The organism is Dongia deserti, from assembly GCF_003574735.1.
Classification (GTDB): domain Bacteria; phylum Pseudomonadota; class Alphaproteobacteria; order Dongiales; family Dongiaceae; genus Dongia_A; species Dongia_A deserti.
Map to the genome: position 1 here is coordinate 189885 of NZ_QORW01000008.1, position 25306 is coordinate 215190.

General features: G+C 63.3%; 29 protein-coding genes. 14 read left to right on the forward strand and 15 right to left on the reverse strand.

Annotated features, from left to right (window positions below):
- Positions 1-4 precede the first annotated feature (4 nt).
- Positions 5-1222: a CaiB/BaiF CoA transferase family protein gene (locus DTX69_RS14530; protein WP_119302256.1), complete on the reverse strand. Its 1218-nt coding sequence runs from the start codon at positions 1220-1222 to the stop codon at positions 5-7.
- Positions 1223-1399: 177 nt separating this feature from the next.
- Here DTX69_RS14530 and DTX69_RS14535 point away from each other — a divergent pair, with 177 nt between their 5' ends.
- Positions 1400-1762 carry a nuclear transport factor 2 family protein gene (locus DTX69_RS14535; protein WP_119302257.1) on the forward strand — a complete coding sequence of 121 codons (363 nt, stop codon included), beginning with the start codon at positions 1400-1402 and terminating at the stop codon, positions 1760-1762.
- A gap of 54 nt (positions 1763-1816) precedes the next feature.
- Here DTX69_RS14535 and DTX69_RS14540 read toward each other — a convergent pair whose 3' ends face one another.
- From DTX69_RS14540 to DTX69_RS14565, 6 genes are all read right to left on the reverse strand, one after another.
- Positions 1817-3124, reverse strand: coding sequence for an esterase-like activity of phytase family protein (locus DTX69_RS14540; protein WP_119302258.1), 1308 nt, complete (start codon positions 3122-3124; stop codon positions 1817-1819).
- 61 nt (positions 3125-3185) lie between these two features.
- Positions 3186-3662, reverse strand: coding sequence for a Holliday junction resolvase RuvX (ruvX, locus tag DTX69_RS14545; protein WP_284735772.1), 477 nt, complete (start codon positions 3660-3662; stop codon positions 3186-3188).
- Between the two features lie 6 nt (positions 3663-3668).
- Positions 3669-4871, reverse strand: coding sequence for an MFS transporter (locus DTX69_RS14550; RefSeq protein WP_162917180.1), 1203 nt, complete (start codon positions 4869-4871; stop codon positions 3669-3671).
- Between the two features lie 134 nt (positions 4872-5005).
- On the reverse strand, positions 5006-6424 hold the full coding sequence (locus tag DTX69_RS14555) for an MFS transporter (RefSeq protein WP_119302260.1): 1419 nt from the start codon (positions 6422-6424) through the stop codon (positions 5006-5008).
- Between the two features lie 90 nt (positions 6425-6514).
- Positions 6515-7090: an NADPH-dependent FMN reductase gene (locus DTX69_RS14560; RefSeq protein ID WP_119302261.1), complete on the reverse strand. Its 576-nt coding sequence runs from the start codon at positions 7088-7090 to the stop codon at positions 6515-6517.
- A gap of 23 nt (positions 7091-7113) precedes the next feature.
- The gene (locus DTX69_RS14565; RefSeq protein ID WP_119302262.1) at positions 7114-7296 is read right to left on the reverse strand and encodes a hypothetical protein; all 183 of its coding nucleotides are present in this window, start codon (positions 7294-7296) and stop codon (positions 7114-7116) included.
- 97 nt (positions 7297-7393) lie between these two features.
- Here DTX69_RS14565 and DTX69_RS14570 point away from each other — a divergent pair, with 97 nt between their 5' ends.
- Positions 7394-8023, forward strand: coding sequence for a helix-turn-helix transcriptional regulator (locus DTX69_RS14570; protein ID WP_119302263.1), 630 nt, complete (start codon positions 7394-7396; stop codon positions 8021-8023).
- Between the two features lie 80 nt (positions 8024-8103).
- On the opposite strand, the gene DTX69_RS14575 is transcribed toward DTX69_RS14570, so the two are convergent.
- The 3 genes from DTX69_RS14575 to DTX69_RS14580 all read right to left on the reverse strand — a co-directional run bounded on the left by DTX69_RS14575 (position 8104) and on the right by DTX69_RS14580 (position 11051).
- Positions 8104-9480: an aspartate aminotransferase family protein gene (locus DTX69_RS14575; RefSeq protein WP_119302356.1), complete on the reverse strand. Its 1377-nt coding sequence runs from the start codon at positions 9478-9480 to the stop codon at positions 8104-8106.
- Between the two features lie 78 nt (positions 9481-9558).
- Entirely contained in the window at positions 9559-9681 is a 123-nt protein-coding gene (locus DTX69_RS30650; RefSeq protein ID WP_284735773.1) for a hypothetical protein, read from the reverse strand.
- A 20-nt stretch (positions 9682-9701) separates the two neighbouring features.
- On the reverse strand, positions 9702-11051 hold the full coding sequence (locus tag DTX69_RS14580; protein ID WP_119302264.1) for a glutamine synthetase family protein: 1350 nt from the start codon (positions 11049-11051) through the stop codon (positions 9702-9704).
- 336 nt (positions 11052-11387) lie between these two features.
- Here DTX69_RS14580 and rpsD point away from each other — a divergent pair, with 336 nt between their 5' ends.
- The 4 genes from rpsD to DTX69_RS14605 all read left to right on the forward strand — a co-directional run bounded on the left by rpsD (position 11388) and on the right by DTX69_RS14605 (position 14262).
- On the forward strand, positions 11388-12002 hold the full coding sequence (gene rpsD, locus DTX69_RS14585; protein WP_119302265.1) for a 30S ribosomal protein S4: 615 nt from the start codon (positions 11388-11390) through the stop codon (positions 12000-12002).
- Positions 12003-12312: 310 nt separating this feature from the next.
- Positions 12313-13248, forward strand: a complete 936-nt coding sequence (locus tag DTX69_RS14595; RefSeq protein WP_119302267.1) for a DMT family transporter — start codon at positions 12313-12315, stop codon at positions 13246-13248.
- Between the two features lie 289 nt (positions 13249-13537).
- A complete protein-coding gene (locus tag DTX69_RS14600; protein ID WP_119302268.1) occupies positions 13538-13747 on the forward strand; it encodes a hypothetical protein in 210 nt (69 codons plus the stop codon).
- Positions 13748-13851: 104 nt separating this feature from the next.
- Entirely contained in the window at positions 13852-14262 is a 411-nt protein-coding gene (locus DTX69_RS14605) for a hypothetical protein (RefSeq protein ID WP_119302269.1), read from the forward strand.
- A 9-nt stretch (positions 14263-14271) separates the two neighbouring features.
- Here the strand turns inward: DTX69_RS14605 and DTX69_RS14610 are convergent, their stop codons facing one another.
- Complete coding sequence (locus DTX69_RS14610; RefSeq protein ID WP_162917181.1) at positions 14272-14844, reverse strand: hypothetical protein; 573 nt, start codon at positions 14842-14844, stop codon at positions 14272-14274.
- Between the two features lie 155 nt (positions 14845-14999).
- Here DTX69_RS14610 and DTX69_RS30140 point away from each other — a divergent pair, with 155 nt between their 5' ends.
- Positions 15000-15176 carry a hypothetical protein gene (locus tag DTX69_RS30140; RefSeq protein ID WP_162917182.1) on the forward strand — a complete coding sequence of 59 codons (177 nt, stop codon included), beginning with the start codon at positions 15000-15002 and terminating at the stop codon, positions 15174-15176.
- A gap of 61 nt (positions 15177-15237) precedes the next feature.
- Here the strand turns inward: DTX69_RS30140 and DTX69_RS14615 are convergent, their stop codons facing one another.
- Positions 15238-15933: a TetR/AcrR family transcriptional regulator gene (locus tag DTX69_RS14615; RefSeq protein ID WP_284735774.1), complete on the reverse strand. Its 696-nt coding sequence runs from the start codon at positions 15931-15933 to the stop codon at positions 15238-15240.
- On the opposite strand from DTX69_RS14615, the gene DTX69_RS14620 reads away from it, so the two are divergent.
- Both DTX69_RS14620 and DTX69_RS14625 read left to right on the forward strand, forming a co-directional pair.
- Positions 15933-16973, forward strand: coding sequence for an NAD(P)-dependent oxidoreductase (locus DTX69_RS14620; protein ID WP_119302272.1), 1041 nt, complete (start codon positions 15933-15935; stop codon positions 16971-16973). The two genes, DTX69_RS14615 and DTX69_RS14620, sit on opposite strands and share 1 nt — an antisense overlap.
- Before the next feature lie 2 nt (positions 16974-16975).
- Positions 16976-17374 (forward strand): RidA family protein, encoded by a 399-nt coding sequence (locus DTX69_RS14625; RefSeq protein WP_119302273.1) that lies wholly within the window; start codon positions 16976-16978, stop codon positions 17372-17374.
- A gap of 24 nt (positions 17375-17398) precedes the next feature.
- On the opposite strand, the gene DTX69_RS14630 is transcribed toward DTX69_RS14625, so the two are convergent.
- Both DTX69_RS14630 and DTX69_RS14635 read right to left on the reverse strand, forming a co-directional pair.
- On the reverse strand, positions 17399-19354 hold the full coding sequence (locus DTX69_RS14630; protein WP_119302274.1) for an oxidoreductase: 1956 nt from the start codon (positions 19352-19354) through the stop codon (positions 17399-17401).
- A 9-nt stretch (positions 19355-19363) separates the two neighbouring features.
- Positions 19364-19735 carry a cupin domain-containing protein gene (locus DTX69_RS14635; RefSeq protein WP_119302275.1) on the reverse strand — a complete coding sequence of 124 codons (372 nt, stop codon included), beginning with the start codon at positions 19733-19735 and terminating at the stop codon, positions 19364-19366.
- Positions 19736-19888: 153 nt separating this feature from the next.
- On the opposite strand from DTX69_RS14635, the gene purB reads away from it, so the two are divergent.
- From purB to DTX69_RS14650, 3 genes are read left to right on the forward strand one after another with little or no spacing between them, the layout of a single operon-like run.
- Positions 19889-21181, forward strand: a complete 1293-nt coding sequence (gene purB, locus DTX69_RS14640) for an adenylosuccinate lyase (RefSeq protein ID WP_119302276.1) — start codon at positions 19889-19891, stop codon at positions 21179-21181.
- Positions 21162-22034: a GNAT family N-acetyltransferase gene (locus tag DTX69_RS14645; RefSeq protein ID WP_162917183.1), complete on the forward strand. Its 873-nt coding sequence runs from the start codon at positions 21162-21164 to the stop codon at positions 22032-22034. Before purB ends, DTX69_RS14645 begins: the two co-directional genes overlap by 20 nt.
- Positions 22031-22948 carry a fatty acid desaturase gene (locus DTX69_RS14650; RefSeq protein WP_119302278.1) on the forward strand — a complete coding sequence of 306 codons (918 nt, stop codon included), beginning with the start codon at positions 22031-22033 and terminating at the stop codon, positions 22946-22948. Before DTX69_RS14645 ends, DTX69_RS14650 begins: the two co-directional genes overlap by 4 nt.
- Positions 22949-23114: 166 nt before the next feature.
- Here the strand turns inward: DTX69_RS14650 and DTX69_RS14655 are convergent, their stop codons facing one another.
- Positions 23115-23447 (reverse strand): DUF1476 domain-containing protein, encoded by a 333-nt coding sequence (locus DTX69_RS14655; RefSeq protein WP_119302279.1) that lies wholly within the window; start codon positions 23445-23447, stop codon positions 23115-23117.
- A gap of 77 nt (positions 23448-23524) precedes the next feature.
- Between DTX69_RS14655 and DTX69_RS14660 the strand changes: the two genes are divergently transcribed.
- A complete protein-coding gene (locus DTX69_RS14660) occupies positions 23525-24271 on the forward strand; it encodes an NRDE family protein (protein ID WP_119302280.1) in 747 nt (248 codons plus the stop codon).
- Between the two features lie 73 nt (positions 24272-24344).
- Positions 24345-25286: a metal ABC transporter solute-binding protein, Zn/Mn family gene (locus DTX69_RS14665; RefSeq protein WP_119302357.1), complete on the forward strand. Its 942-nt coding sequence runs from the start codon at positions 24345-24347 to the stop codon at positions 25284-25286.
- Positions 25287-25306: the final 20 nt, after the last annotated feature.

A 25306-nucleotide genomic window follows, 5' to 3' on the forward strand; every position in this document is an offset into this window, starting at 1 on the left:
CGCCTCAGATCACCTTCTTCGCACGCAGCGCGGTGATCTCGTCGTCGCGCAGGTGCAGCATCTCGCGCAGCACGTCCTCGGTATGCTGGCCGCAGGTCGGCGGCGGCAGGTGATAGTCGACCGGCGTCTCCGACAGCTTGATCGGGCTGCCGATCAGATCGACGGTGCCTTGACCGGAGAGCGGATGCGGCATCGAGACCTTCATGCCCCGGAACAGCACCTGCGGATCCTGGAACACCTGATCGACATTGTTGACCGGGCCGCACGGCACGCCGAGATCGGTCAGGCCTTCGTACCAATAGGCCTGGGATTTCTGCGACGTGACTTCGTGGATCAGGCGATAGAGCTCGACACGGTTCTTCACGCGCGCGGGGTTGGTCTTGAACTTGCCGTCCGCCGCCCATTCCGGCTTGCCGGCGAACTTGGCGAACTTCTCGAACTGGCTGTCATTGCCGACTGCCAGAATGAAGAAGCCATCGGAGCAGGGCACGACCGAATAAGGCACGATGCTGGGATGCTCGTTGCCCAGGCGCTTCGGCACCTGACCCGACGTCAGGTATTGCAGCCCGATGTTGGCGAGCCAGCTCACCTGCGTGTCAAGCAGTGCCATGTCGACCAGCTGGCCGCGCCCGGTCAGGTGCCGGTGCTGCAGCGCGGCCAGGATGCCGATCACGGAGTAGATGCCGCAGATGATGTCCGTGACCGCGACTCCGACCTTCTGTGGCGGGGTTGATGGGTCGCCGGTCACCGACATGATACCGCCCATGCCCTGCGCCAGGAAATCGTAGCCGGCGCGCGGCGCATAGGGTCCGCTCTGGCCGAAGCCGGTGATCGAGCAATAGATCAGGCGCGGAAAGTCGTATTTGATCTGCTCGTAGGCGAGATTGTAGCGCGCCATGTCGCCGACCTTGAAATTCTCCACGAACACGTCGCAGCGCGCGATCAGCAGCTTCGCGATCGCCTGTCCCTCGGGCTGCGCGATGTCGAGCGTGACCGACCGCTTGTTGCGGTTGACCGCGAGATAATAGGCGCTTTCGCTGGTATCATGGCCGGCCGCATCCTGCACGAAGGGCGGGCCCCACTTGCGCGTATCGTCGCCCTGGCCGGGCCGCTCGATCTTGATCACGTCGGCGCCAAGGTCGCCGAGAATTTGTGTGCCGGTCGGGCCGGCCAAGATGCGGCTCAGGTCAAAAACGCGGATGCCGGACAATGGTCCCGACATGTCATGCCCCTTGAGAGTGTGCGGGAAAGTCCCCTGCACTCTCTAGGGGCGGCTAAGCAAAATCAAGGGGGCCGACGCCGGACGGCTCGGCTGGGCGATGACACGCAGCTGTCTATAGGCGTCAGTGGCGAGTGATATGGTCCGTGCCGCCTTCCCGCTTAATCAAGGAGCCAGACCATGACAACACTCGAACTCGCCCGGGATTTTACCAGCATGCTCAAGCGACACGATCACGACGGCGCTGCCGCGAAATACAATGCGGACGATATCGTGAGCTATGAGGCCATGGAGGGACCGATGGCGGTCTGCCGCGGCAAGGCTAGTGTCAAGGCGAAGGGCGATTGGTGGCAGGCCAACCATGAGGTTCATGGCGGCACGGTGGAAGGTCCGTACGTCAACGGTGACCAGTTCGTCGTCCGGTTCACGATAGACGTAACGGCGAAAGAGAGCGGTCAGCGCATGATGATGGATGAAGTCGGCATCTATACGGTCAAGGACGGAAAGATCGTCGAGGAACGCTTCTGCTACCTTGAAGCCTGACCATGCGGGCACCTTCCCCAAGCAAGAGGGGAAGGTGCCTCCGGTTGGCTACGTTCAGAACGCCGCCCTTGGCATGGTGAGGCGCACGATGCGGGTCTTGGCGCCTTCGATGCCGAAATCGTCATCGTTGATGAGGACGAGTTCCTTGCCATCGACGATCGCAACGCCCTCGATCTTCGACGGCAGCTCCGCATAGTCGCTGCTGTCCAGCCACAGCTTCTTGCTCACCGGCGTAACGCCCTTCGCGGACAGGTCGGCCGCCGTCAGTTGCTCCAGGCTCGGTGAAGTCTCGATCTTGTCCCAATCGCTGCGTAGGATGTTGGTCGCGCCGGAAAGGTCGACCGCCTGCAGCTTGGTGGTCTTGGAGATGCGTTCCAGCACGATCAGCTTGTCGATGCCGACGGCAACGAGCTCGCTGATGCGCACGTCGCTCTGCTTGTCCGACTTATCGCGCTTGAAGCTCTCGGCTGGGTCCAACGTGTAGACATACTCGCCGACCACCTGCCGGGTCTTGAGATCCAGCTTCAGGATGCGCGTCGCCACGGCTGCCTTGTACGCATTGGCATCGGGGTTCGCGAGCGGGTTCTGCACGATCGTGTAGAGCGCCGATTCATCCGGCGCAACGGCGATGCCTTCGATGCCGCGATTGAGATGGCGCTTCATGAGGATGGCAGGCAGAGAGCCCGTCACTGTGTAGGTCGCATCGCTGAGATCGCCTTCGAGGCCGGCCGGCACCAGCCGCTCGATGATCTTGCCGTCGGCGGCGACGTGCACGAGGCCCGGCCCATATTCCTCGCCGATCCAGAACGTGCCGTCCTTCAGCCGTACGAGCCCTTCCGTGTCGAGACCGTTGGGATCGAACGGCATCTGCTTGCCATCCTTGTCATAGGCGGCTTCGGTCTTCGTGGCCTTCAAGGGATTGCTCAAGCCGGTAATCGTCTTGCCCGCCGCATCCCTGAGGGGAATCCATCCGGTCGTGACGAAGGTGCCATTCTGGTTCAGCTTCACCTTCACGATCGAGGGCACGAAATCCGGACGGGGAAACAGCTTGGCCTTTTCATCGCCGCCGCAGGCTTGGTCGAGCAACATGCCGGCGATCTTCTCCGAATCGGCGCAATCGATGTTCGGGCCGCGATCTGTCAGGGCATAGAATTCATCCGCCGGATCGCCCGGCATGTGGAACAGAGCGCTGCCGATGCCGATCGTCAGATCCAGGCTCTTGCCGCCGGCGAACGTGACCTGGCCCAATTGCAGCTTCGCATCCATGCTTTCCAGCACCTTCACAGATTCGTCAGCGCGCGCCACCCCAGCGCATGCCAGCAATGCCGTCGCCATCAGCAGGCCACAACGCACATTCCCCATCTTACCCTCCTTGTTGGAAACCAGCGGAGGAGGGTTAGGCCGCTCTGATGACAGATTCGTTTCAGTTGCTTGAAGCTTTTCTGCCGAGAGAGTCGAGCACGCCTTGCAGGATGAAGGCGGCCGCCGCCTGGTCCACCACCTTATCCCGCTTCGCGCGGGTGACGTCGTGGGCGATCATCGCGCGCTCCACCGCCATGGTGGAGAGGCGCTCATCCCAGAACAGGATCGGCAAATCTTTCAGTTTCAGTAGATTGGCGGCGAATTGTCGTACCGACTGGCAGCGTGGGCCTTCGCTGCCGTCCATGTTCAGCGGCAGGCCGATCACCAATCCGCCGACGCCGCGCTCCGCTGCCAGCTTGAACAGGGCGTTGGCGTCGGCCGTGAACTTGGTGCGCTTGATGGTGGTGATGGGCGAGGCCACGCTGAGCGCGGGATCGCTCAGCGCCAGCCCGATCGTCTTCTCGCCCACGTCGAGTCCCAGCAGCCGCTGGTTCCGCGGCAGCGCCTCGCGCAGCTCGGCAGCATCGGGAACGATCACGGAACCTCAGGCGATCGCCGGAACCGGCGCGCGCTCGCGGATCGGCAGATGGACGATGGCGGCCAGAACGCCGAGCGCAATGGAGACCCACCAGACCGCGTCATAATTTCCCTGCGTCTCGAACAACCAGCCCGCCCAATAGGCGCCGATGAAGGCGCCGACCTGGTGGCTGAAGAAAGCAATGCCGAACAGCATGGTAAGATAGCGCGTGCCGAACAGCCGCGCCACCAGTCCGCTGGTCGGCGGCACGGTCGAGAGCCAGAGCAACCCCATCGCCGCGCCGAAAACGCGAATCGAAACCTCGGTGATTGGCAGCAGGAAGAAGGCGGCGATCGCCACCGAGCGCAGGAAGTAGATCCAGCTCAGCAGATACTTCGACTGCATCCTTTTCATCATTACGCCGATCAGGATGCAGCCGGCAGCATTGAACCCGCCCACCAGCGCCAGTGAATCCGAGGCCGCGGTCGGCGACAATCCGCACAAAGCGGCGAATTGCGGCAGATGGAACCCGATGAAGGCGAGATGAAAGCCGCAAACGAAGAAACCCGACACGAGCAGGATATAGGAGCGATCCTCAAAGGCGGTGCGCAACGCCTCGCCGATCGAGGTCGCGCCGGGCTTGTCGGTCGGTGCGGCAGCCTGCTTATGCTCGCGCGGCAGCGCAAAGGCGCAGAGCGCGATGGCGATGCCGATGACGGTCAGGATCTGCAGCGTCGGCTGCCAGTCCCACTTCGCGATCATCGCTTGCGTCGCCGGCATGAATATCAGCTGCCCGACCGAGCCGCCGGCGGTGACAATGCCGCCATAAAGGCCGCGCTTCTCCGGCGGCGACGCGCGCATGACGGCGCCTAACACCACCGACATGCCGCTGCAGGCAAGCCCGATGCCGACCAGCACACCGCTGCCGATGCCGTAGCTCAGCGGCGAGTGCGCCTCGCTCATCAGCCAGAGGCCGGCGACGTAAGCGACGCCGCCGAAGAAGGCGACCCAGGTGGGACCTCTCGTATCGGCGATGGCGCCGGCGATCGGCTGGAACGCGCCCCACAGCAGATTCTGGATCGCCCAGGCAAAGGACAGCCCGGCAATGCTCCAGCCCAGCTCCGCATGAATCGGCGGCAAAAATAGGCCGAAGGTCTGGCGGATGCCGAAGGTCAGGATCATCGACAAAGCGCCGATGCTGAGGACAAAGATCGAAGCTCTACGCGACACGACTTAGGCACCCCCGGAACACGCGTGCTCTCGGCAACCATGCTAGTGACAGTTCAGCATGCGTGATAGGGCGCCGTCCGACATGGGGCGTTGTCGAGCGCGCATAGCTGTGATGGTCTTTGTAACGAGACAATCTATTCGGCGGGCTGCGTCTCCAGGGACACAGAAGAGGTCTGCCGCGCAAAGCGAATGGCGGCGAGGATCGCCGGCAGGCCGAGCAATCCGCCGATCACGAATGACCAGACGATTGGCCGCGTGCTGGAATCGAGTTCGGGAAAACCTGCACCGATCGCAATGATGCCGGAGAAGGCCGCACCCAAGGCGGCGCCCAGGCCTTCGAAAGTGGGGATCGCGCCGGAGGTCACGTCACGCTCGGCATTGCCACTCGTGCCGATCGTGCGCTGGCAGATGAAGCCGTTGCTGATGCCGAAGCCGATCCCGCACGCAGCGAGCGCGATGGCGGTGCCAAGCAGGGTCTCGGCATTCACCGCCCACGCCAGCATGAACATACCGAACGTCAGCACGGCAGGGCCGAGAACGATGAGGCGTGTCGCCTGCTTCTCCGCCAGGCGTGCAACCAGCATCGCACTGAACGACCAGGCGAGTGCCACGATCGACGCCATCTGCCCCGCATGCATGACGTTGAGCCCCAGATGCACCTGGCCGACGTAAGGGATGAACAGGAACACGCTGGCCTCGGCCAGCGGCATCAGCCCGATGATCCACAGGCCGAGGGAGCTCGCTGGCCGCGCCGACAGCAGCCGCGCGGGAAACAGCGGCGAGCGTGCGTGCCGGTCGATGCGTAGGCCGATCCATAGAGCGACCAGCCCAGCGAGCACGATCGCAGCTGCCAGCAGCGGCGTCTCGGATTTGCTGGCGACACAGATGGCCAGACTGCCGCCGGTCAGGAAGATGAGGCGCAGAAGCGGCCAACCCTTGCCGCCGTCCGCCTTCGGCCGGGCCGGCAGGACGATCAGAGCAAGCACAAGAAATATGATGGCGAGCGGCGCGAGGGAAGCGGCCGCGATCCGCCACGACCAGAGGTGCGCCAATGCACCTCCCAGGATCGGCCCGCCCACGGTTGCCAGTGCCCACACGGCCGCCAGCAGACCGAACAGAGGGGGTAGGGCATCTTCGCCCACGGCATCCGCGGCGATCACATAGCAGAGCGCCATGATGATGCCTTCCGCGAAGCCCTGCACGATCCGACCGACGAGCAGCACTTCCATGTTCGGTGCGACCGCGATGATCAGGCTGCCGGCGATCGCGAGCAGGGACGAGCCGATCAGCACGGCGCGCAATCCAAGCCGGCCTTTCAGGAACGCCGCACCGGATGAGCCGACAATCGAGAAGACGAGGAAGAACGCGGTGACCCAGCTCAGCAGCTCTGCGCCGCCCAGCTCCAGGACGGCGGATGGCGTGATCGTATTGACCACGAACCAGTTGAAGGCGTGCAGGGAGACACCCAGGCAAATGGTCCAGACGGCCGCCCGCCGGGGTCCCAGCAGCAGATCCCGCCATCCGATGGTTGCCTGCGCAGTCGATTGGGTCATGAAAAGGGGCCGGCGATGGACCGACTCGGTCCGGGAAGAGCGCCCACTCGACCACAGAGCGCGCGTGCACTCAAGACAGAGTTGTCTCCTCTAGCGTTTGATGTAGGGCCGGGAATCCCGCGCAGCGCGCAGCGCGTCGGCCCACCAGGCAAGCCGGTCCAGCATGGTCTTTGCAGCACTCCCTGGTCCCTCCGGATCGATCGGATTGCCGTCGGCATTGAACTGGCGCCGCGCATTGATAAAGCACAGATAGTCGCGAATGGTTGCCGCATGCAACTCGGCGAAGACATGGCGTAGATGCTCGATGGCGCGCACGCCGCCGACCGTTCCGCCGTAGGATACGAACCCGACCGGCTTCGCCATCCATTCGACATAGCCCTGGTCGATCGCGTGCTTCAGCGAAGCGGGATAGGAGTGGTTGTATTCCGGCGTCACGATCACGAATGCATCGGCCGCTGCGAGACGTGCGCGGAAGGCATCGACCTCGGGTGTCGGTTTGGCGCGATGGCTCGGTGGCAGCTGGATGTCGATGAGATCGATGAGGTCGACGGAGAAGCCGCCATGGGCCGCCGCCTGTTTCGCGAACCAGCGACCGACGGTGTCGCCGAAGCGGCCTTCGCGGGTGCTGCCGATGATGATGGCGAGGTTGAGCGGGCGATCCGACACGGGCTTCTTCCTATCAACTGAGACTATGTTAGCAGCCGATCCCAGTCCGGGTCGCGGCGTTCGCTGAGGCCGATGTCGCGCAGCAGATAGGGCGGCAGGTTGCGAACGTCGTCATATCTTGTGAGTATCGGGAACAAGCCAGCCAGGAGCGACTGCAATCCGACGCGGAACTGATCCTTCCGTACCAGCAAGGGAAAGAACCGCATCGCAGCCTCGCAATTAGAATGCGTGTATGTTTCTATATTCTCCTAATAAGGAAAGCAAGATATTTCTTTATGTGCGAGGCCGTGTTAGGGTCTCGGCATGGAAGATAAAGGCGCCACGCGCGTTCTCTACGCCCTCAAATCCGCCGGTCCGCAGAGCGCCGACGCGCTTGCGCGTCGCCTCAAGGTGACCGTGGTGGCCGCTCGCCAACAGCTCGGTCGTCTATTGGACAAGGGGCTTGTGACGTTCGAAGATCGGCGGGAAGGTGTCGGTCGTCCGAAGCGTGTCTGGTCGCTCAGCGAAGCCGGCAACGCCCGCTTCCCGGATTCCCACGCGGCCATGACCGTCGACGTCATCCAGGCGATCAGCGCGGTGTTTGGTCCGGAGGGACTAGAACGCGTGATCGCCGAGCGCGAGAAGGTGACGCGCCGACTCTATGCCGAGCGTTTGCGGCCGGGTCGCTCGCTCGCGGAGCGCGCCAAGCTATTGGCCGAGCAGCGCGCCGAAGAAGGCTACATGGCGGAGGTGAAGCGCCAGCCGGACGGATCTTTGCTGCTGATCGAGAACCACTGCCCGATCTGCGTAGCCGCCAAGGCGTGCCAAGGCTTCTGCCGTTCGGAGCTCAACCTGTTCCGCGATACGCTAGGCTCCGACGCCAAGGTCGAACGCGAAGAACACATCCTCGCCGGCGCGAGGCGCTGCGCGTACCGCATCACGGCGGGGAAATAGAACTCCACTGTCACCTCAACGCCGTCATGGCAAGGCCGAGGGCCTTGCCATGACGAATGTGTTGAGATTCGATCTCGTTTCTACTTCTTCCCCACGTCCTTCGCCGTGAGGTCGAGCGCGATGGTTGCCAGGCGCATGAACTCGTCGACGTTCTCCTTGGTCCAGGTGAGGGGCGGGGAGATCATCATCGTGTCCTTGGTCGCGCGCATAACGAGGCCGTTGGCGAAGCAGTGGTCGCGGCACAGGGTGCCGACCTCACCGACCGGCTCGAAGGTCTTGCGCGTCTTCTTGTCCTTCACGAGCTCGATCGCGCCCATCAGGCCGACATTGCGCACCTCGCCCACCAGCGGATGGTCGAGCAGCTCCCGCAGCCGCTTGGCGAGATAGGGGCCGGTCTCATCGTGCACGCGCTCGACCAGCTTCTCGTCCTCGAGGATGCGAATGTTCTCGATCGCGACCGCACACGCCGCCGGGTGGCCGGAGTAGGTGTAGCCGTGATTGAAATCGACGCCGCTGGAGAGCACCTCCGCCACGCGATCGGAGATCATGACTGCCGAGATCGGCAAGTAGCCGGAGCTCAAGCCCTTCGCCAGGGTCATGAAATCGGCGCTGTCGATGCCGAAATGCTCCGAGCCGAACCAGTGGCCGGTGCGCCCGAACCCGCAGATCACCTCGTCGGCGATCAGCAGCAGATCGTATTTCTTGCAGATGTCCTGCACCGCCGGCCAATAGGTCGATGGCGGGATGACGACGCCGCCCGCACCCATGATCGGCTCGCCGATGAAGGCACCGACATTGTCAGGCCCAAGCTCGAGGATCTTGTCTTCGATCGCCTTGGCGCAGAGTTTGCCGAATTCCTCCGGCGACAGATCGCCGCCTTCGGCATACCAGTATGGCCTGCGCACATGCACGAATCCGGGCAGCGGCAGGTCCGCGAGCTCGTGCATGTAGTTCATGCCGCCGAGCGAGGCGGAGGCCATGGTCGAGCCGTGATAGGCGTAGATGCGGCTGATGATGGTCTTCTTGTTCGGCTTCTTCTGAAGGTTCCAATACGTCCGCACCATGCGCACGATCGTGTCGTTGGCGTCGGAGCCGCTGAGGCCATAGAAGACATGATTGAACTGCTTTGGCGTCAAGCCGACCAGGATCTCGCTCAGCTCCGCAACGGCGGGGTGCGTAGTCTTGAAGAAGGTGTTGTAGTAGGGCAGCTCCTGCAGCTGCCTATACGCGGCCTCGGCAATCGACTTGCGGCCATAGCCGACGTTCACGCACCACAGGCCGGCGAAGGCATCCAGCAGCTGGTTGCCTTCGGAATCCCAGAGATAGGTACCCTCGGCCCTGGTGATGACGCGGCTGCCATGCCGGTGCAGGTCGGCGTGATCGGTGAAGGGATGCACATGGCGGCGATCCTGCGCCTGCCACGCGGCGGTCGAATTGCGCTTCGGTAAGACGGTCATGATGATCCTCGCATTGAAACGGACAGACTGAACCGGCATCTCATCGACGTATGCCGGCCTCTTTCGCTCAATGCCTGATCAGGGATTGAAATTGATACGCGCAGTCAGGATCAGGATCTCGGCGCGCAGGGACCGCCGGCTGGCCGGGCCGTGATGCCGGCCGGCGCTCAACAAAGCCAACGGATCGGTCCTCATCCACATGATGACAGTCTATCAGCCGCTTACACGTTCAACAACAGATGCTCGCGCTCCCACGAGCTGATGACGTTCTGATAGGCTTCCAGCTCCGCCATCTTCACGATGTAGAGCGCCTTCACGAACTTCTCGCCGAGCAGCGCCTTCACCGGCTTGCAGGCCAGGAACTTCGACAAGGCTTCGTGCGCCGTCTTGGGCAGCGTGTGCGCCATGCGATAGGCGCTGCCCTCGATCTGGTTGGTCGGCTTCAGCCGCTCCGTCATGCCGATATAGCCGCATAGCAGCGATGCAGCGATCGCCAGGTACGGATTCGCGTCGGCACCTGCCAGGCGGTTCTCGATGCGCCGGCTGGAGGCGTTGGAGATCGGCACGCGCAAACCGCAGGAGCGGTTGTCGATGCCCCATTGCACGTTGATCGGCGCATCGAAGCGCGGGCGCAGACGGCGGTACGAATTGATGTTGGGTGCCAGCATCGGCACGACCTGCGGCAGATAGCGCTGAAGGCCGGCGACGTGAGTGCGGAAGAGGGCGGTGTCGCGCCCCTTGCTGTCGGCGAATAGGTTCTTGCCGGTGCGCTTTTCAACCACAGACTGGTGGATGTGCATGGAACTGCCCGGCTGGTTGGCCAGCGGCTTCGCCATGAAGGTCGCATAGACACTGTGCTTCATGGCCGCCTGGCGGACGGTGCGCTTGAACAGGAACGCCTGATCGGCGAGCTCCAGCGGATTGCCGTGGTTGAAGTTGATCTCCATCTGCGCCGCGCCGGATTCATGCGTCAGCGTGTCGACGTCGATCTCGGACTGTTCGCAGAACTCGTAGACATCCTCGAAGATCTGGTCGAACTCGTTGGTGGCATCGATGCCGTACGCCTGACTGCCGGTCTCCGGTCGTCCGGAGCGGCCTGTTGGCGGCACCAGCGGGAGGTCCGGGTCGGTGTTGACGCTGACGAGATAGAATTCGAGTTCGGGCGCCACGATCGGCTTCCAGCCCTTTTCATCATAGAGCTCCAGCACCTTCTTCAGCACATAGCGCGACGAATGCTGCACGGGCGTATCGTCGGCGTTGTAGGCATCGTGGATCACCTGCGCGGTCGGGTCGGTGTACCATGGCACCATGCGGATGGTGTCCGGGTCCGGGCGCAGATAGATGTCCGGATCCTCGTCAGAGCCGATATCGTCCTCGTCCAGATCGGGATACTCGCCGGTCACGGTCTGGAGGAAGATGCTCTCCGGCAGGCGCAATCCGTACTCACGCACGCTCTTGGTGAATTTCTGCGCCGGCAGGATCTTGCCGCGCGGGATGCCGTTCATGTCAGGGACAAGGCACTCGACCTCATCGACCTTCCGTTCGTCGAGCCATTCTTCCAGGTATTTCATGATAACCGCTTGATGGTGGGGCGCCGGCAGTCCCCGTTTTGGGGCTCTGCACTCGCCCTGCTGAGACTAGCCGATCCCTCAAAGGGCTGGCAATTCATGTGAAAATTATTATATAATACATTGATATTAAAGGAAATACTTTACCAAGCCAAGGGATGCCAGCGTAAGGCAAGGGCATCGCCGCCGTTTTCTTGACTTGCAGGCTTTTGCCACTATAGTCCGCGCGCTCCCGAGCCGGGCAGGGTCGTTAAGAACCTGTCCAGCCGCCGCCCTGAAAGGGCGGAGCGGACAGCCGGGATAACAACAACATCGCACGCAGCGAGAAAGGAAACCACCATGTCAAAGCGCATCAGCGCCAAGCACAAGATTGACCGCCGTCTGGGCGTCAATCTCTGGGGCCGTCCCAAGAGCCCCATCAACGATCGCGAATATGGTCCCGGCCAGCACGGTCAGCGCCGCAAGAAGCCGACCGACTTCGGCCTGCAGCTGATGGCCAAGCAGCGCCTGAAGGGCTACTACGGCAATATCGGCGAGCGCCAGTTCCGCCGCATGTATCAGGAAGCTTCGCGCCGCCGCGGCGACACGTCGGAGAACATGATCGGCCTGCTCGAGCGCCGGCTTGAGAGCGTGGTCTATCGCGCCAAGTTCGTGCCGACCGTGTTCGCTGCCCGCCAGTTCATCAATCACGGCCACGTCAAGGTCAACGGCAAGCGCGTCAACATCGGCTCCTACCAGCTGAAGGAAGGCGATGTTGTCGAGGTGAAGGACAAGTCCAAGGATTTGACCATCGTCCTCGGCGCCACCCAGATGGGTGAGCGCGACGTGCCGGATTACATCGAGGTCGACCACAGGAAGATGACGGCCAGGCTGGTTCGCATCCCGCAACTCGCGGACGTGCCCTATCCGGTGACCATGGAACCGCACCTGGTGGTCGAGTTCTACTCGCGCTAACGGCCACAGCAATGAATGCAAGAAGGCCCGCCGTTCGTCGCGGCGGGCCTTCGTTTGTACGCGCCTGCTCACATGGCTGAGCCTGCCGGCCGCGGCTGCTCGTGCTGCAGACCAAGCGCAGGCGCACCGTGAACGTCATGAATGCGTGGATGGAGGTGGAGACGATCTCAATGCCCGCGAGAGGTGTTGCGGGTCAGCCACTGGCGCAGATCGATCTTGCTGCCGTCAACCAGGCCCTGGATGAACTGGGAGGTCCCGCCGCACCCGGGCTCCTCCGCCGTCTCCTTGATTCGGTATTGCGGTAGCCACGGTGGACCAGCGCAAGCTCGGTAACCTAGCACTGGTCGCGGTGGCCTGCGCCTGGGGCACCATGATCCCGGTCATCGCCCATCTGGCGCAGACCTGGGATCCGTTTTTCCTGGGAGCGGTGCGCTATGTGGGAGGCGTGCCTCTGCTCTATGTCGCTCTCTGGACGGCGGAGGGGTTCGCACGTCCCGCCGTGCGGCCGGCCATCTGGCGCGCGCTGGTGCCCGGCTGGTTCGGTCTCGGCGCCTTCGCATTCATCTATACAATCGGCGTCGCGCATGCGAACCCCATCATCGCCGCCGTGTTGAGCGCGGCCAATCCGGTGATCGCCGCGTTCGTCGGCGGCCTGGTTTTCCGCATTCCGTTCGACCGGCGCTTGGCGCCCGCGGTGATTCTGGCAGTCATCGGCTGTGCGCTGGCGAGCATCGATTGGTCGGGCGACGATCTCAGCCTCGAGCTGCGCGGCGGCGAGGTGCTGGTCTTGATCGCCTCCGGCCTGTGGGCTTGGTATTCCATCGCCGTTCACCGCTGGCTGAGCGGCTGGTCGCAGCTGCGCAAGGCCGCGAACACCATGGCGCACGGCGCCGTCCCCTTGATCGTCGGCTACTTCCTCGCCCGCGAACTGGGCTGGGCGCACCAAACGCCATCCATGCCGCGAAGCTGGGACCTCGGTATTTTCATCTGGATGATCGCGGGCTCGGTGGTCGTCGGCCTCCTGCTGTGGAATTTCGGTGTCGCCAAGACCAATCTGGTTATTGCCTCGCTCTACACAAATCTTGTGCCGATCGTCGCCGTTGCGCTGCTCGCAATCGGCGGGCAGGCGCCGACGCTGGCGCAGATCACAGGTGGCGCGCTGGTCGTCGGCGGAGTCGCCTGGTGCGAATGGCGGCTGCTGCGCGCAAGGGCTGCCGCCGAAATGAGCAGCGCGGCCAAATCATAACTCTCGGCCACTGCATCGATCGGTCGCTGACCATTTTCACGAAAACTTTCCTGTGACATATGAAGCGCAATGTCACAGCGGTACAGAGATATGCGCGCGCGAGACCAGAAAGCGCGTGTGTCAAACGTTACTTCAGCAAGAAATGCGCGATCTGTCGGGAACTTCGTGATAGGCTTTGCATTATTGTCGCCGGCGGAAAGAACGCGTTCTGCCACGGGTGTGGCGGCGGCTGTATCGGGTCCTGGATGGTCGACGCGTTGGATTTTCGCTGAGACGCAAGAGGACCGAAATGAATGCGAAGAACATTGACGGTCTGATGCGCGCGATGGAACTTGAAGGGAGCGCGCGTATCGATATCATTCGCATCGGCAAAGACATACAGACCGCCGGTCATGCTCATAGATCGCCGTCGGTCCAACAATATGAAGAGCTGCGGCGCGCCGTGGTGCATTGGCAGCGGATCGCTGACGACATAGGCCGCATCATGGGCAGCGGGTGAGCGCTGCCCGTTAAGGGAGCGAAATTCTTCACGTCGGGGGGAAGGCAGGGCCGAACTGGCAATTCGGCTGATAAGACGCGCTGTACGCGCTATCGGAGGGCAGGATGGTCGACTATTTGGTTGTGACGCTCCAGCATCCTTCTGGCGGCTGGGTGGCAGTACTTCCCGACTTTGTTGGCGTGACCGGACGGGCGACGTCGATGCAACATGCCATCGACCGCGCCGCGGCAGGAGCAAGAGAGGTCTGCGCCGTCATCTTCGACATCAAGAAAGCCATGCCGCAGCCATGCGACATAGGCGCCGCGCAAAAGAATCACCGTTGGGCCAAGGAATACGGCATCGACTGGCAACAGGCGGTCATTCAGAAAGTGACGCTGTCGCACCCCGGCACCGGCTTGCGCCGCCGTCCTGCCAAACGCGAGAGCAAGGTCGTGGAATGGTCGCGCCGAGCGGCGGCCAGGCGGGCGAGCATCGCCGTGGCGTCCGCAGCGTCTTACGCACCGCAGGCAGAGTAGCGTCGCGCTTTATACCGCTTCGGTTCCGGCACCACGCAGCTTGAGAAGCGTGAAGCACGCGAGTCCGAAGCACAGCGCGACCGTGGCGCACAGCAAGCCGATCGCCACGATGACGGTCGAGCTCGAATAGGCGCCGGTCAGCTGGCCGGTGCTCGGCAAAGCGTCTTGTGCGAGCGGGACGGCGCTTTCTTGCAAGACGTCCCGCCAGTTCGGTAGAGGCGTCAGCTCGACTTTGCTGATCACATCGCGGGCCCGCAGCAATTCGTCACCGAACTGCTTGGCGATCGCGCCACAGATGGCGCCGCAGCCATGATAGATCGACACCCGCGCCCGGAGATTGGCGGCTGCCTTTTCCAGCCGTTCCGCCGCGTCGCCGATCGCTTCGTCGAAGCGGACTTGTGCGTCACCGCGATCCGAATCCCAGCGAACGCCGAATGCATGAATGGCCGCGGCAGCGTGCTGCTCGCTGTGCCGTTCACCCGCCATGTAGCCGACGAGGCCACTGCCGATACCGAATAAGAGCAAAGCAGTGGCTAGCAGAAGCAGGGATCTCGCCGGCAATCCCTCTTGATCCAGGGCCATGGCACTTCCCGCGCTGGTATGTCGAAAAACTGCAATAGAGCCAAATTTGGCTGCATTTTAACGAAAATTAAAGGTTTTGACGTCACGGTCACGTCATGCGGGAAAGGCGGTCCATCGGGATCGCCGCGCTTTGGGGGTGTGAAGGAGCGCACCACATGATCGACGGCATCGGACTCAGCCAATCTCTCGCCGGCCTGTTGGAGGCCGGATCGCCCGAAGCCGACGATTGGGACACCAGCGCTCTGGCCGATTGGCCCAAGATCGCCTTCACGACCGCTACACCGATTTCATCGGCCGAGCTTCTGGCCGCAGACTTTGACCAAGCACGTTAGTTCGACCGAGTAGCCCTCCAATCCTCCCCGACCTCGACGGCCGCACCCCACAGTGCGGCCGTTACTTTGAGTCCGACAGCGAGGCGACGATGAGGGCGGCAAAAGCCTCTTCTGCCTTCGCGGCGCTCACGCGGCCACGGCCAACTTCCCCGGTAATCGCGTCGCCGGCGCCGATAATGGCAAGGCACCGCAGGCGCAGTTCCTCCGTCGGCAGCTTCGTATGGGGCGCGAAGGCCCCGCAGTAGATCGTCACATAGCGATCGATCAGCGATTGATGGAACCTTTCCATCTGTTCGTCGCCCTTGAGGGCGGCGGAGACAGCATGCCACTCCGGCCCGATGGCGCAATAGCAATCGATGAATGCCTTGGCGAGCACGCGCGCGACATTGCTCAACCGCGGCTTGGTGCGCTTCAGCGCATTCATGAGCGAGGCGACCTGCCGGTCGTCTATCTCTTGATAGAGCGCGACCAGAAGCCCGGCGCGCGTTTTGAAATGCTCATAAGCAATCGGCTTGGTTACGCCAGCGCGCTCAGCCAGGTAGCCGAGCGTTAGCGCGTCGGTACCCTCATCGCGCACAATCTCATGCGCCGTCGCAAGGAGCTGCTGGCGGCGTTCGGCCTTGGGTAGCTTCTTCGCCGGTGTTTTGCGCCGGCGCGCGGATTTCTCCATCTCCAAAAAATTCCACGAAAGGCGACGGTTGAAAACCGACCGCTCACTTACCATTAGTAACTTACCAACGGTAATGGAGAATGGCAATGCCTACCAGCAAGCACTACCCAGTCCTCATCGTCGGCGGATCGGGCATCGTCGGCTCGCAGGCGGCGCAGACGTTGCGCCGGCTTCATCCCGAACTTCCCATCGCGATCGGTGGCCGCAATCTGGAGCGCGCGAAAAAGACGGCGGGCGACGTTGGCAATGCCGAAGCCGTCAAGGTCGATGTCGCCGAAGCTGATCTCGGCCTATCCGACCAGCGCTTCAGCGCGGTTGTGATGTTCGCGAAGGACGACACGCTCAACGGCTTGAAACACGCCCAGGCCAAGAAGATCCCCTATATCGGCATTTCGTCCGGCGTCTTCGAAGTAGGGCCGGAGATGGCACTTCATATTCGCGCCCCAAGGAGCGCACCCATCCTGATGGGCAGCCAGTGGCTGGTCGGCGCCGCAACTCTGCCGACGCTGGAATTCGCGCGGGAGTTTGAGTCACTTGAGTCAATCGAGCTGGCCGCGGTGTTCGATGAACAGGACATGGGTGGACCGGCGGCGGCCGCCGACTTCGAGCGGCTGACCCAAGCCGCGCCGAGCCCGCTGATTCTCAAGGACGGCAAATGGCGCTGGATCAACGGCGCGGAAGCGACGCGCCAAGTGAAGGATCGCGAAGGCGCGGTGCGGGAAGCGAACACCTACACGCCGCTCGACGTGCTGAGCCTCGCAACCGCCACCGACGCCAAGTCGATCCGCTTCGACCTGGTCTACGGCGAATCCGCAACGCGAAAGCGCGGCGAGCCTTTCTCCACCGAGATTATCATCGAGCTGAAGGGCCGGCTGAAGAACGGCAAGGCGGGGAGCGCGCGCTACGACCTGTTCCATCCTGGCGGGCAGGCGCCCGTCACCGCTCTGTCCGTCGCGATCGCTGTGGAGCGCCTGCTTGGCCTTGCCGGTGGAGAGAAAGTCGAGCCGGGCCTCTATTTCCCCGACAGCCTCATCGAGCCGGCCTATGCCCTGCGCCGCCACCAGGAGTTCGGCATGGAGGTGCGCCGCGCGGCGGCGAATTTCCACCCCTCGAAATCAGGAGTGTAACGATGGCTAAACGCGATGCGATTTTCCCCGCCGGCCGGCAGGCGCTCTACGAGATGAACCGCTATTCGGCGGCGATCCGCTCGGGCGACTTTCTGTTCGTCTCGGGCCAGGTCGGCAGCCGCGAAGACGGGTCGCCCGAGCCGGTCTTCGAAAAGCAGGTCCAGCTTGCCTTCGACAATCTCGCGGCCGTGCTGAAAGCGGCCGGTTGCACGTTCGACGACGTCGTCGACGTAACCACGTTCCACACCGACCCACGCACGCAGTGGGAGACGTTTGCCGCCGTTCGCCTTAGAGCGATCGGTGACCCGCCCTACCCGAACTGGACCGCGGTGGGTGTGAACTGGCTGGCGGGCTTCGATTTCGAGATCAAGGTCATCGCGCGCCTTCCTCAGCCAGCCTAATCAATGGCGGCAGTGTGTCGCGCGTCATAGCTCGGCGGCGACCTTGAGCCCTTCCAGCACAGCTTCTTCCGCCGTCCGCGGTGTCTGAGCGTCTCCGATCACGTGCACCTCTCCGCGCCAGCCGGCGAGCTCATCTTCCAGCTCGGCCACGCGATGGTGGCCGAGCGAGGCGACCAGCGTATCAACCTCCTCGAAGATGAGGGGCTCGCCGCTGGTCGCGTGCTGGAAATAGACAGTGTTGCCGTCGACGCCGTAGATGCGGGCGTAGGGCACGATCTCGACGCCGAGCTTGTGCAGCTGTCCGACCCAATGGTCGCGGACATATTGGTGGATGCGCTGGCCCGCCATGTAGCCGTCGACACAGAGCCGTACGCGGCAGCCCTGCCGTGCCAGCATCTCCGCGACACCCATACCGATCCAGTCACAGCGCCAATCAGCGATCACGACGGACTGGCCGACATTGGCCTCGTTCCGGATCACCTGCCAGGCATTGACGACATGCCCAGTCTCGACTCCCTCGATCTCCGCCGCGCGCGGCTTGGCACCTGTGGCGATGATCACCGCGTCGGGCTCTTCCGCGTCTACAAGGGCGCGCGTCACTTTGGTGCGCAGCGCAACGCACGCCCCAGCCAGCTGCATTTCGCGCGACAGGTTGGTGACGATGCCGCCGAACTCCGCGCGGCCAGGCAGCATCTGCGCCAGCAGCGCCTGACCGCCGAGGCGTTCGCTCGCCTCGTAGAGCGTGATGTCGTGGCCGCGCTCGGCTGCGATGGCCGCGGCTTTCATGCCGCCCGGCCCTCCGCCGGCAATGATGATCTTCTTCTTGCGTGCAGCCGGCTTGAGCGTGCCGTAGGCGAGCTCGCGCCCGGTCTCCGGGTGCTGAATGCAGGAGATGGGATAGCCGAGATGGAAGTGCCCGATGCAGGCCTGGTTGCAGCCGATGCAGGCACGGATGTCGTCCAGCCGTCCGACCTCGGCTTTCCCCGCCATCTCGGGATCGCAGATCATCGCGCGGGTCATGCCGACCATGTCGGCCTGGCCGGAGGCGATCACCTTCTCGGCGTCCTGCGGCTGGTTGATGCGGCCGGCGACGAACACCGCCGCCTTGACCTTGGACTTCACCGCCGCCGCGAACGGCGCGACATAGGCATTGGCGATCGCCATTGGCGGCGCGATGTGAACAGCGCTGCCGAAGCCGGCGGATGAGCCGGCGATGACGTTCACATAATCGAGCAGCCCATCGAGCGCGACGATCGCCTGCAGGCTTTCCGACTCTTGCAATCCGTCCGGATCCTTTTCATCGCCGCTGATGCGCAAGCCAACGATCGTGTCTTCGTCGACATGCGCGCGCACCGCCTGGATGACTTCGCGCAGGAAGCGCAGCCGGTTCTCGAAAGGCCCGCCATATTCATCCTCGCGCTGGTTGATGCGCGGATTGAGGAACTGCGCCGGGAGATAGCCATGGCTCGCGACGATCTCCAAACCATCGAGACCCGCGCCGCGCAGCCGCCGAGCCGAAATGCCGTAGCCTTCGATCACCTCGGCGATCAACGCCTTCGACATCGGCCTCGGCATCACGTGGAAGCGCTCGTTCGGAACGGCCGACGGTGCATAGGCGACCGGCGCGCTGCCATCCTGGCTTTCCATGATTTCGCGGCCCGGATGGAACAATTGCCCAAAGATCTTGCAGCCGTGCTTGTGCACGGTTTCGGCCAGGCGGCGATAGCCGGGAACGCTCTCTTCCGAGGCCATCAGCACATGCGACGTATATTTCGCGGTCTCGTGGATGCCGGCGGCCTGCACCACGATCAGGCCCGCGCCGCCTTTGGCGCGCGCTTCGTGATAGGCGATCAGCGCATCATTCGGCACGCCGCCGGTGATGAGCGTCGTGTCGTGGCCGGTGGAGAGGATGCGGTTCTTGATCTCCAAACCGCGGATGCGGATGGGGGAGAAGAGGTGCGAGAATCCCGGTGCTGCCACGTCAGTGCCTCACGCCAGTCCGTGCTTCTGCCGCCAGTCGACCGGATGCAGCGCGTAGAACACCGTCGCCTTGTCGCCCTCGTACTTGATCGACGTGTTTTCCGGGATCCAGATCACGTCACCCGGCGCGCAGGAATAGGTCTCGCTGCCAGCGACTAACCGGAACGTGCCTTCCAGCACCACGATCACCTCGTCGTACAGCACGGTCCAATCGATCGAGCAGCCATCGAAGGTTGCGACGCCCGCACCCATGCTCTTGCTCATCTCCGGCCCGACCAGCCGTGCAATGGTCGCCGTGCCCGGCGGTCCGCCGAACGCGGCGAAACTCATCTCCGACTTGCGGAAGTGAGCGACCTTCGCCGCGGTTTTCGTCTCTGCCATGTGGCTCTCCCAGATCTTTCGCCGCAAACCTAGCGACGCGCCTCCAGCGGTGCAACTCGCGCGGAATGGTAGGCTAGGTCTGGATTCCGGTTGACAAGGGCAGGGCTGCCGGTTCGTTTAGCGCCGACAATCCATCCACTGAGGTCGCCGCCGATGATTCCCCGCTATTCCCGTCCTGAAATGGCCAAGATCTGGGAGCCGGAGAACCGGTTCCGTATCTGGTTCGAGATAGAGGCCCATGCCTGCGATGCGCAGGCGGAACTGGGCGTAATCCCAAAGGAAGCGGCCAAGGAAGTCTGGGCCAAGGGCAAATGGGAGATCGCACGCATCGACGAGATCGAGCGCGAGACCAAGCACGATGTGATCGCCTTCCTCACCAACCTTGCGGAGCATGTAGGCCCTTCCGCGCGCTTCGTGCATCAGGGCATGACCTCCTCCGACGTGCTGGACACCTGTCTCGCGGTGCAGCTGAAGCAGGCATCGGACCTGCTGCTGAAGGATCTGGATCTCATCCTCGCGGCCCTGAAGAGGCGCGCGCTCGAGCACAAGATGACGCCGACCATCGGCCGCAGCCACGGCATCCATGCCGAGCCGACGACCTTCGGCCTCAAGCTCGCGGGCCACTACGCCGCCTTCGACCGTGCCAAGCGGCGCCTCATCGCTGCGCGCGACGAGGTCGCGACCTGCGCCATCTCCGGCGCGGTCGGCACCTTCGCCAACATCGATCCCAAGGTCGAGGCGCATGTCGCCGCCAAGCTCGGCCTGAAGATCGAGCCGGTCTCCACCCAGATCATCCCGCGCGATCGGCACGCGATGTTCTTCGCGACGCTCGGCGTCATCGCCTCCTCGATCGAGAACCTGGCGATCGAGATCCGGCATCTGCAGCGCTCCGAGATGCGCGAGGCGGAGGAATATTTCTCGCCGGGCCAGAAGGGCTCTTCAGCCATGCCGCACAAGCGCAATCCGGTGCTCACGGAGAATCTGACTGGCCTTGCGCGCATCGTGCGCGCAGCGGTCACGCCCGCGCTGGAGAACGTCGCGCTCTGGCATGAGCGCGATATCTCGCACTCCGCCGTCGAGCGCGTGTTCGGCCCGGACGCGACCATTGCGCTTGACTTTGCCCTGGTGCGCCTCGCCGGCGTGATCGATAAGCTGATCGTCTATCCCGAGGCCATGGCAAAGAATGTCGAGACCTATGGCGGCCTGGTCCATTCTCAGCGCGTGCTGCTGGCTCTCACGCAAGCGGGAGTCAGCCGCGAGGATTCCTACAAGTTGGTTCAGCGCAACGCGATGAAAGTGTGGCTGGAAGGCAAGGACTTCCTGGCCGAGCTCAAGGCCGATCCTGACGTGACCGCGCGCCTGAAGCCCGCCGAGATCGAGGAATGCTTCGATCTCGCTTATCACACCAAGCATGTGGATACGATTTTTGCCCGAGTCTTCGCATAGCGCGTCGTGGGTCAATAGAGCACCGTCGATTACCATCGAGGAGGCATTTGCCTACTGTCGGTCGCACCCTGTCGCCGGCATCGATCTCGAGCGCTTCCTCGGCATCTTCACGACCGATGCCCATCGTATCGTCGATGCGCGCGATGTCGGGCTGGTCGGGATCATCATGGACCGCCTGACCATCGTCGACGGCGCGAAGCCGTTCGAGTGGATCGGCGGCGATGTCGAGAAGATCGACGCGACGACATTTCCCATCGTCGTCGAACGTCTGCGCCGAACGGCCCGCGAACTCGGGATCCCGTCCATCGATCTGGCCTTGAGCGCCCACTGGTCGAACGTGCGGGATTTGCTGGCACGGGAGGGCGCTCATCCGCAGTTCGTCGATCTCGAGCTTACCCATGCGGATTGCAATTGGGGGCCTGACCGCCCGCTGCCGGAAGGCTGGCGCTGGGCCCTGGTCACACCGGACCGCGAGCCGGCTTATATTTCGCTGCTCAATTGTGGCATGGGACCGATGCCCGGCGTTTATGTGCCGCCGGAGGCCGAGGCGCTGGCCTCCATGCGCACCACCGCGGATGGCACCAAGCTGCTGCTGGATGCGCAGGGGCAAGCGCAAGCGATGATCCGCTGCAAACTGGCAAACCGCTATCTGCACCTGATCTGCTGTGCGTCCGAGATGCGGGGCAGGGGGCTCGGCCGCCTTGCGCTGGACGAGGTGCGCCGTATGCTGGGACCAGGACCTCTGCATCTGACGGTCGTGAAACAGAACGAGCATGCGCACGGTTTCTATCTGCACATGGGCTTTGTGGAGACGGAGCAGATCGAGATCTGGCGATTGCCGATTGTGCCATGAATGATTGGGCTCACATTGCCACGGAAGTGATCGGGCGGACGGAATTGAAGCGCCTGTCCGAGCGCCGCGACGCGCCCGGGCTGCTCCAGCTCGCCGGGCACGTCGCGCTGCTCGTGGTGACCGGCACGCTCGTCCATCGCAGCTTCGGCACGATCTGGCTATGGCCGGCAATGTTCGCGCACGGCGTCGCACTGACCTTCCTGTTCGCGCCCTTGCACGAAACCATTCACCGCACGGCATTCCACAATCGCGCGCTGAACGATGGAGTGGCGTTCGTCATCGGTGTGCTGCTGGTCCTGCCGCGAGAGTTCTTCCGCGCCTTCCATTTCGCGCATCATCGCTTCACGCAGGAAGCGACCGATCCCGAGCTCGGCATCCCGAAGCCGGCCAACGCGCGACAGTTCTTGTGGTGCGTTTCCGGCATGCCGTACTGGATCGCGGGATTTCGCGGATTGGCGTTGCACGCCGCCGGCATCCTGCGCGAGCCGTTCTACGCAACCGACCGCGTGCGCCGCAGCGTCATCCTGGAAGCGCGTTGGGTGCTGGCGATCTATGCCATTGCGCTGGTGGGCTCTATCGCCGCGGGCAGCACGGTGCTGCTGTGGTACTGGGTGATCCCGGCTCTGCTAGGCCAGCCGGTCTTGCGGCTCTATCTGCTGGCTGAGCATTCCGGATGTCCGCGCAGTCGCGACATGCTGGAGAATTCGCGCACCACCTATACCAACGGGCTCGTGCGCTTTCTGGCCTGGAACATGCCCTTCCACGCCGAGCACCACGCCTGGCCTTCGATCCCGTTTCACGCGCTGCCCCAGGCAAACGCACTGGTCCGCACGAAGTTGCGGACGACCGCGCCCGGCTACCGCGCGGCCTTGGGCGAGATCTGGGCGGCGATGCGGGCAGGGCGGCAGCTCTAATCTACCCCGTCATCACCGGGCCGCCGCGCAGCGGCGAGATCCGGTGATCCAAATATCATCGTGTGGCCGTGTGCAAACCTGGATCACCGGGTCTCGACACTTCGTGTCGGCCCGGTGATGACGGTTAGAGGGTAGTCGGCAGCGGAAGGAGGAGCGTGACGAGCGCCTATCCCTCTTTCACTTCCGTCCGGATCTGGTCGGTGGCGATCTTCATCAGATCGTCCATCTGCTTGCGCAGGCGGTGCTCGCTCATTTCGACTTTCTTGGCCTGGAAGTCGGTCAGCACCTTGTGCAGGACGTCGTGATCGCCGGGCGTGGCGAAATCGGACTTGATCACTTCCTTGGCGTAGGTCTCAGCGTCGGCGCCGTGGATGCCGAGCAGGTTCGCCGCCCACAAGCCCAGGAGCTTGTTGCGGCGGGCATTCACGCGGAACTGCAGTTCCTTGTCGTGCTTGAACTTTGTTTCGAAGGTGCTCTCGCGCTCGTCGAACGTGGTCATTGATACTAGCCCCTTGCTGGACGTAAGGCCTAAGATGGTCGCGGGGCAGGTCCCCGTCAAGGTTAACCGCACCGCTCATGTGCTCCGTCATAGTGCTCTACCGGCCCGGCCACAACTGGCCTTTGCTGTGGGCCAGCAACCGCGACGAAATGGCCGATCGCCCCTGGTCGCCGCCTGCGCGCCATTGGCCCGACAGGAACGATGTCGTGGCCGGACGCGACGATCTCGCAGGCGGGTCGTGGCTCGGCATCAATGATGCGGGTGTGGTGGCAGGCGTGCTCAACCGCCGCAACACGCTCGGCCCGCAGCCGGGCAAACGCAGCCGCGGCGAGCTCGTGCTCGATGCGCTGGATTTTCCCGATGCCGCCGACGCGGTGGAGACGCTGCGTCAGCTCGATGCGCACGCCTTTCGCCCTTTCAACATGGTCGTGTGTGACAACCGCGACGCCTACTGGGTGCGCAATCTCGGCATGCAGGTCGAGGTGGAGACGCTGCCGCCGGGCCTCTCCATGGTCACCGCGTCGGACCGCAACGATCTCAACAGCAAGCGCATCCGCTGGTATCTGCCGCGCTGGAAGGATGCGAAGACTCCGGATCCCGATACCGGCGATTGGCAGGACTGGCAGGCGCTGCTGTGCGATCGCAGCCACGATCCCGCCGGCACTGTCTTCGACGCCATGAACATCGTCTCCAATACCGGCTTCGGCACCGTCTCTTCATCGCTGATCGCGCTACCGGCGCCGCAATTCGCCACCCGGCGTCCGATCTGGAAGTTCGTCGGCGGCCGGCCGGACAAGTCCGCCTGGCAGGACGTCCAGCTCTAGAGGAGGCGAAGCCTCTTGCGCCGGTTCTTCGCCTGTGTATTGTTACGTTATAACATTCTTAATGGAGCGCAGAATGCGTCGTTTGGTGTGGGTGGCCGGATTGCTGGCCATGATGGCGGCTGTTCCGGGTGTGGCCTGGTCGCAAGAGAAGCTGGCTGTGGTGGCGACCTTTTCCATTCTGGGCGACCTCACCCAGCGAATCGGCGGCGATCACGTCCAGGTCCTGACCCTGGTGGGCCCGAATGGCGATGCGCACGTGTTCCAGCCGGGCCCGAAGGAATCCGCCGCGCTCGGCAAGGCCAGCGTCCTGATCGCCAACGGCCTCGGGTTCGAGCCGTGGCTGCATCGCCTGGAAGAATCGTCCGGCTTCAAAGGCAAGCTGCTGGTCGCCACCGAGGGCATTACGCCACTCGCGGGTGCCGAAGAGCATGAAGGCGAAGAGGAAGAGCATGAGGGCGAGGAAGCCCACGAGGAGCATCACGATCACGGCGGCACAGATCCGCACGCCTTTCAGAACCTTTCCAACGCGCTGGTCTATGTCACCAACATTGCGAAGGGCCTGTCCGAAGCCGCACCGGCCCATGCCGCTGATTTCAAGCTCAATGCCGACAAACTGAGCGCCGAGATCGCGGCGCTCGATGCGCAGCTGAAGGCCGATTTCGCGGCCATCCCGCAGGAACGCCGGCGCGTCCTCACCTCGCACGATGCCTTCCAGTATTTCGGCCGGGCCTACGGCATCGAATTCATCTCCGTCCAGGGTGTCAGCACCGAAGCGGAGGCGTCCGCGGAGGATCTCGCGAAGATCGTGCGCCAGGCGCGGGACGGGCATCTGTCCGCGATCTTCCTGGAGAACATGAGCGACCCGCGGCTCGCGGAGACGGTAGCCCAGGAATCCGGGATTCGCGTGGGCGGCGAACTCTATGCCGATGCCTTGTCCGATCCCACCGGCCCGGCGCCGGACTATTTGTCGCTCGTCCGCTACAACGCGAAGCAATTGCTCGCCGCCATGCAGTGACGTAAACTCCGCGCCCATTC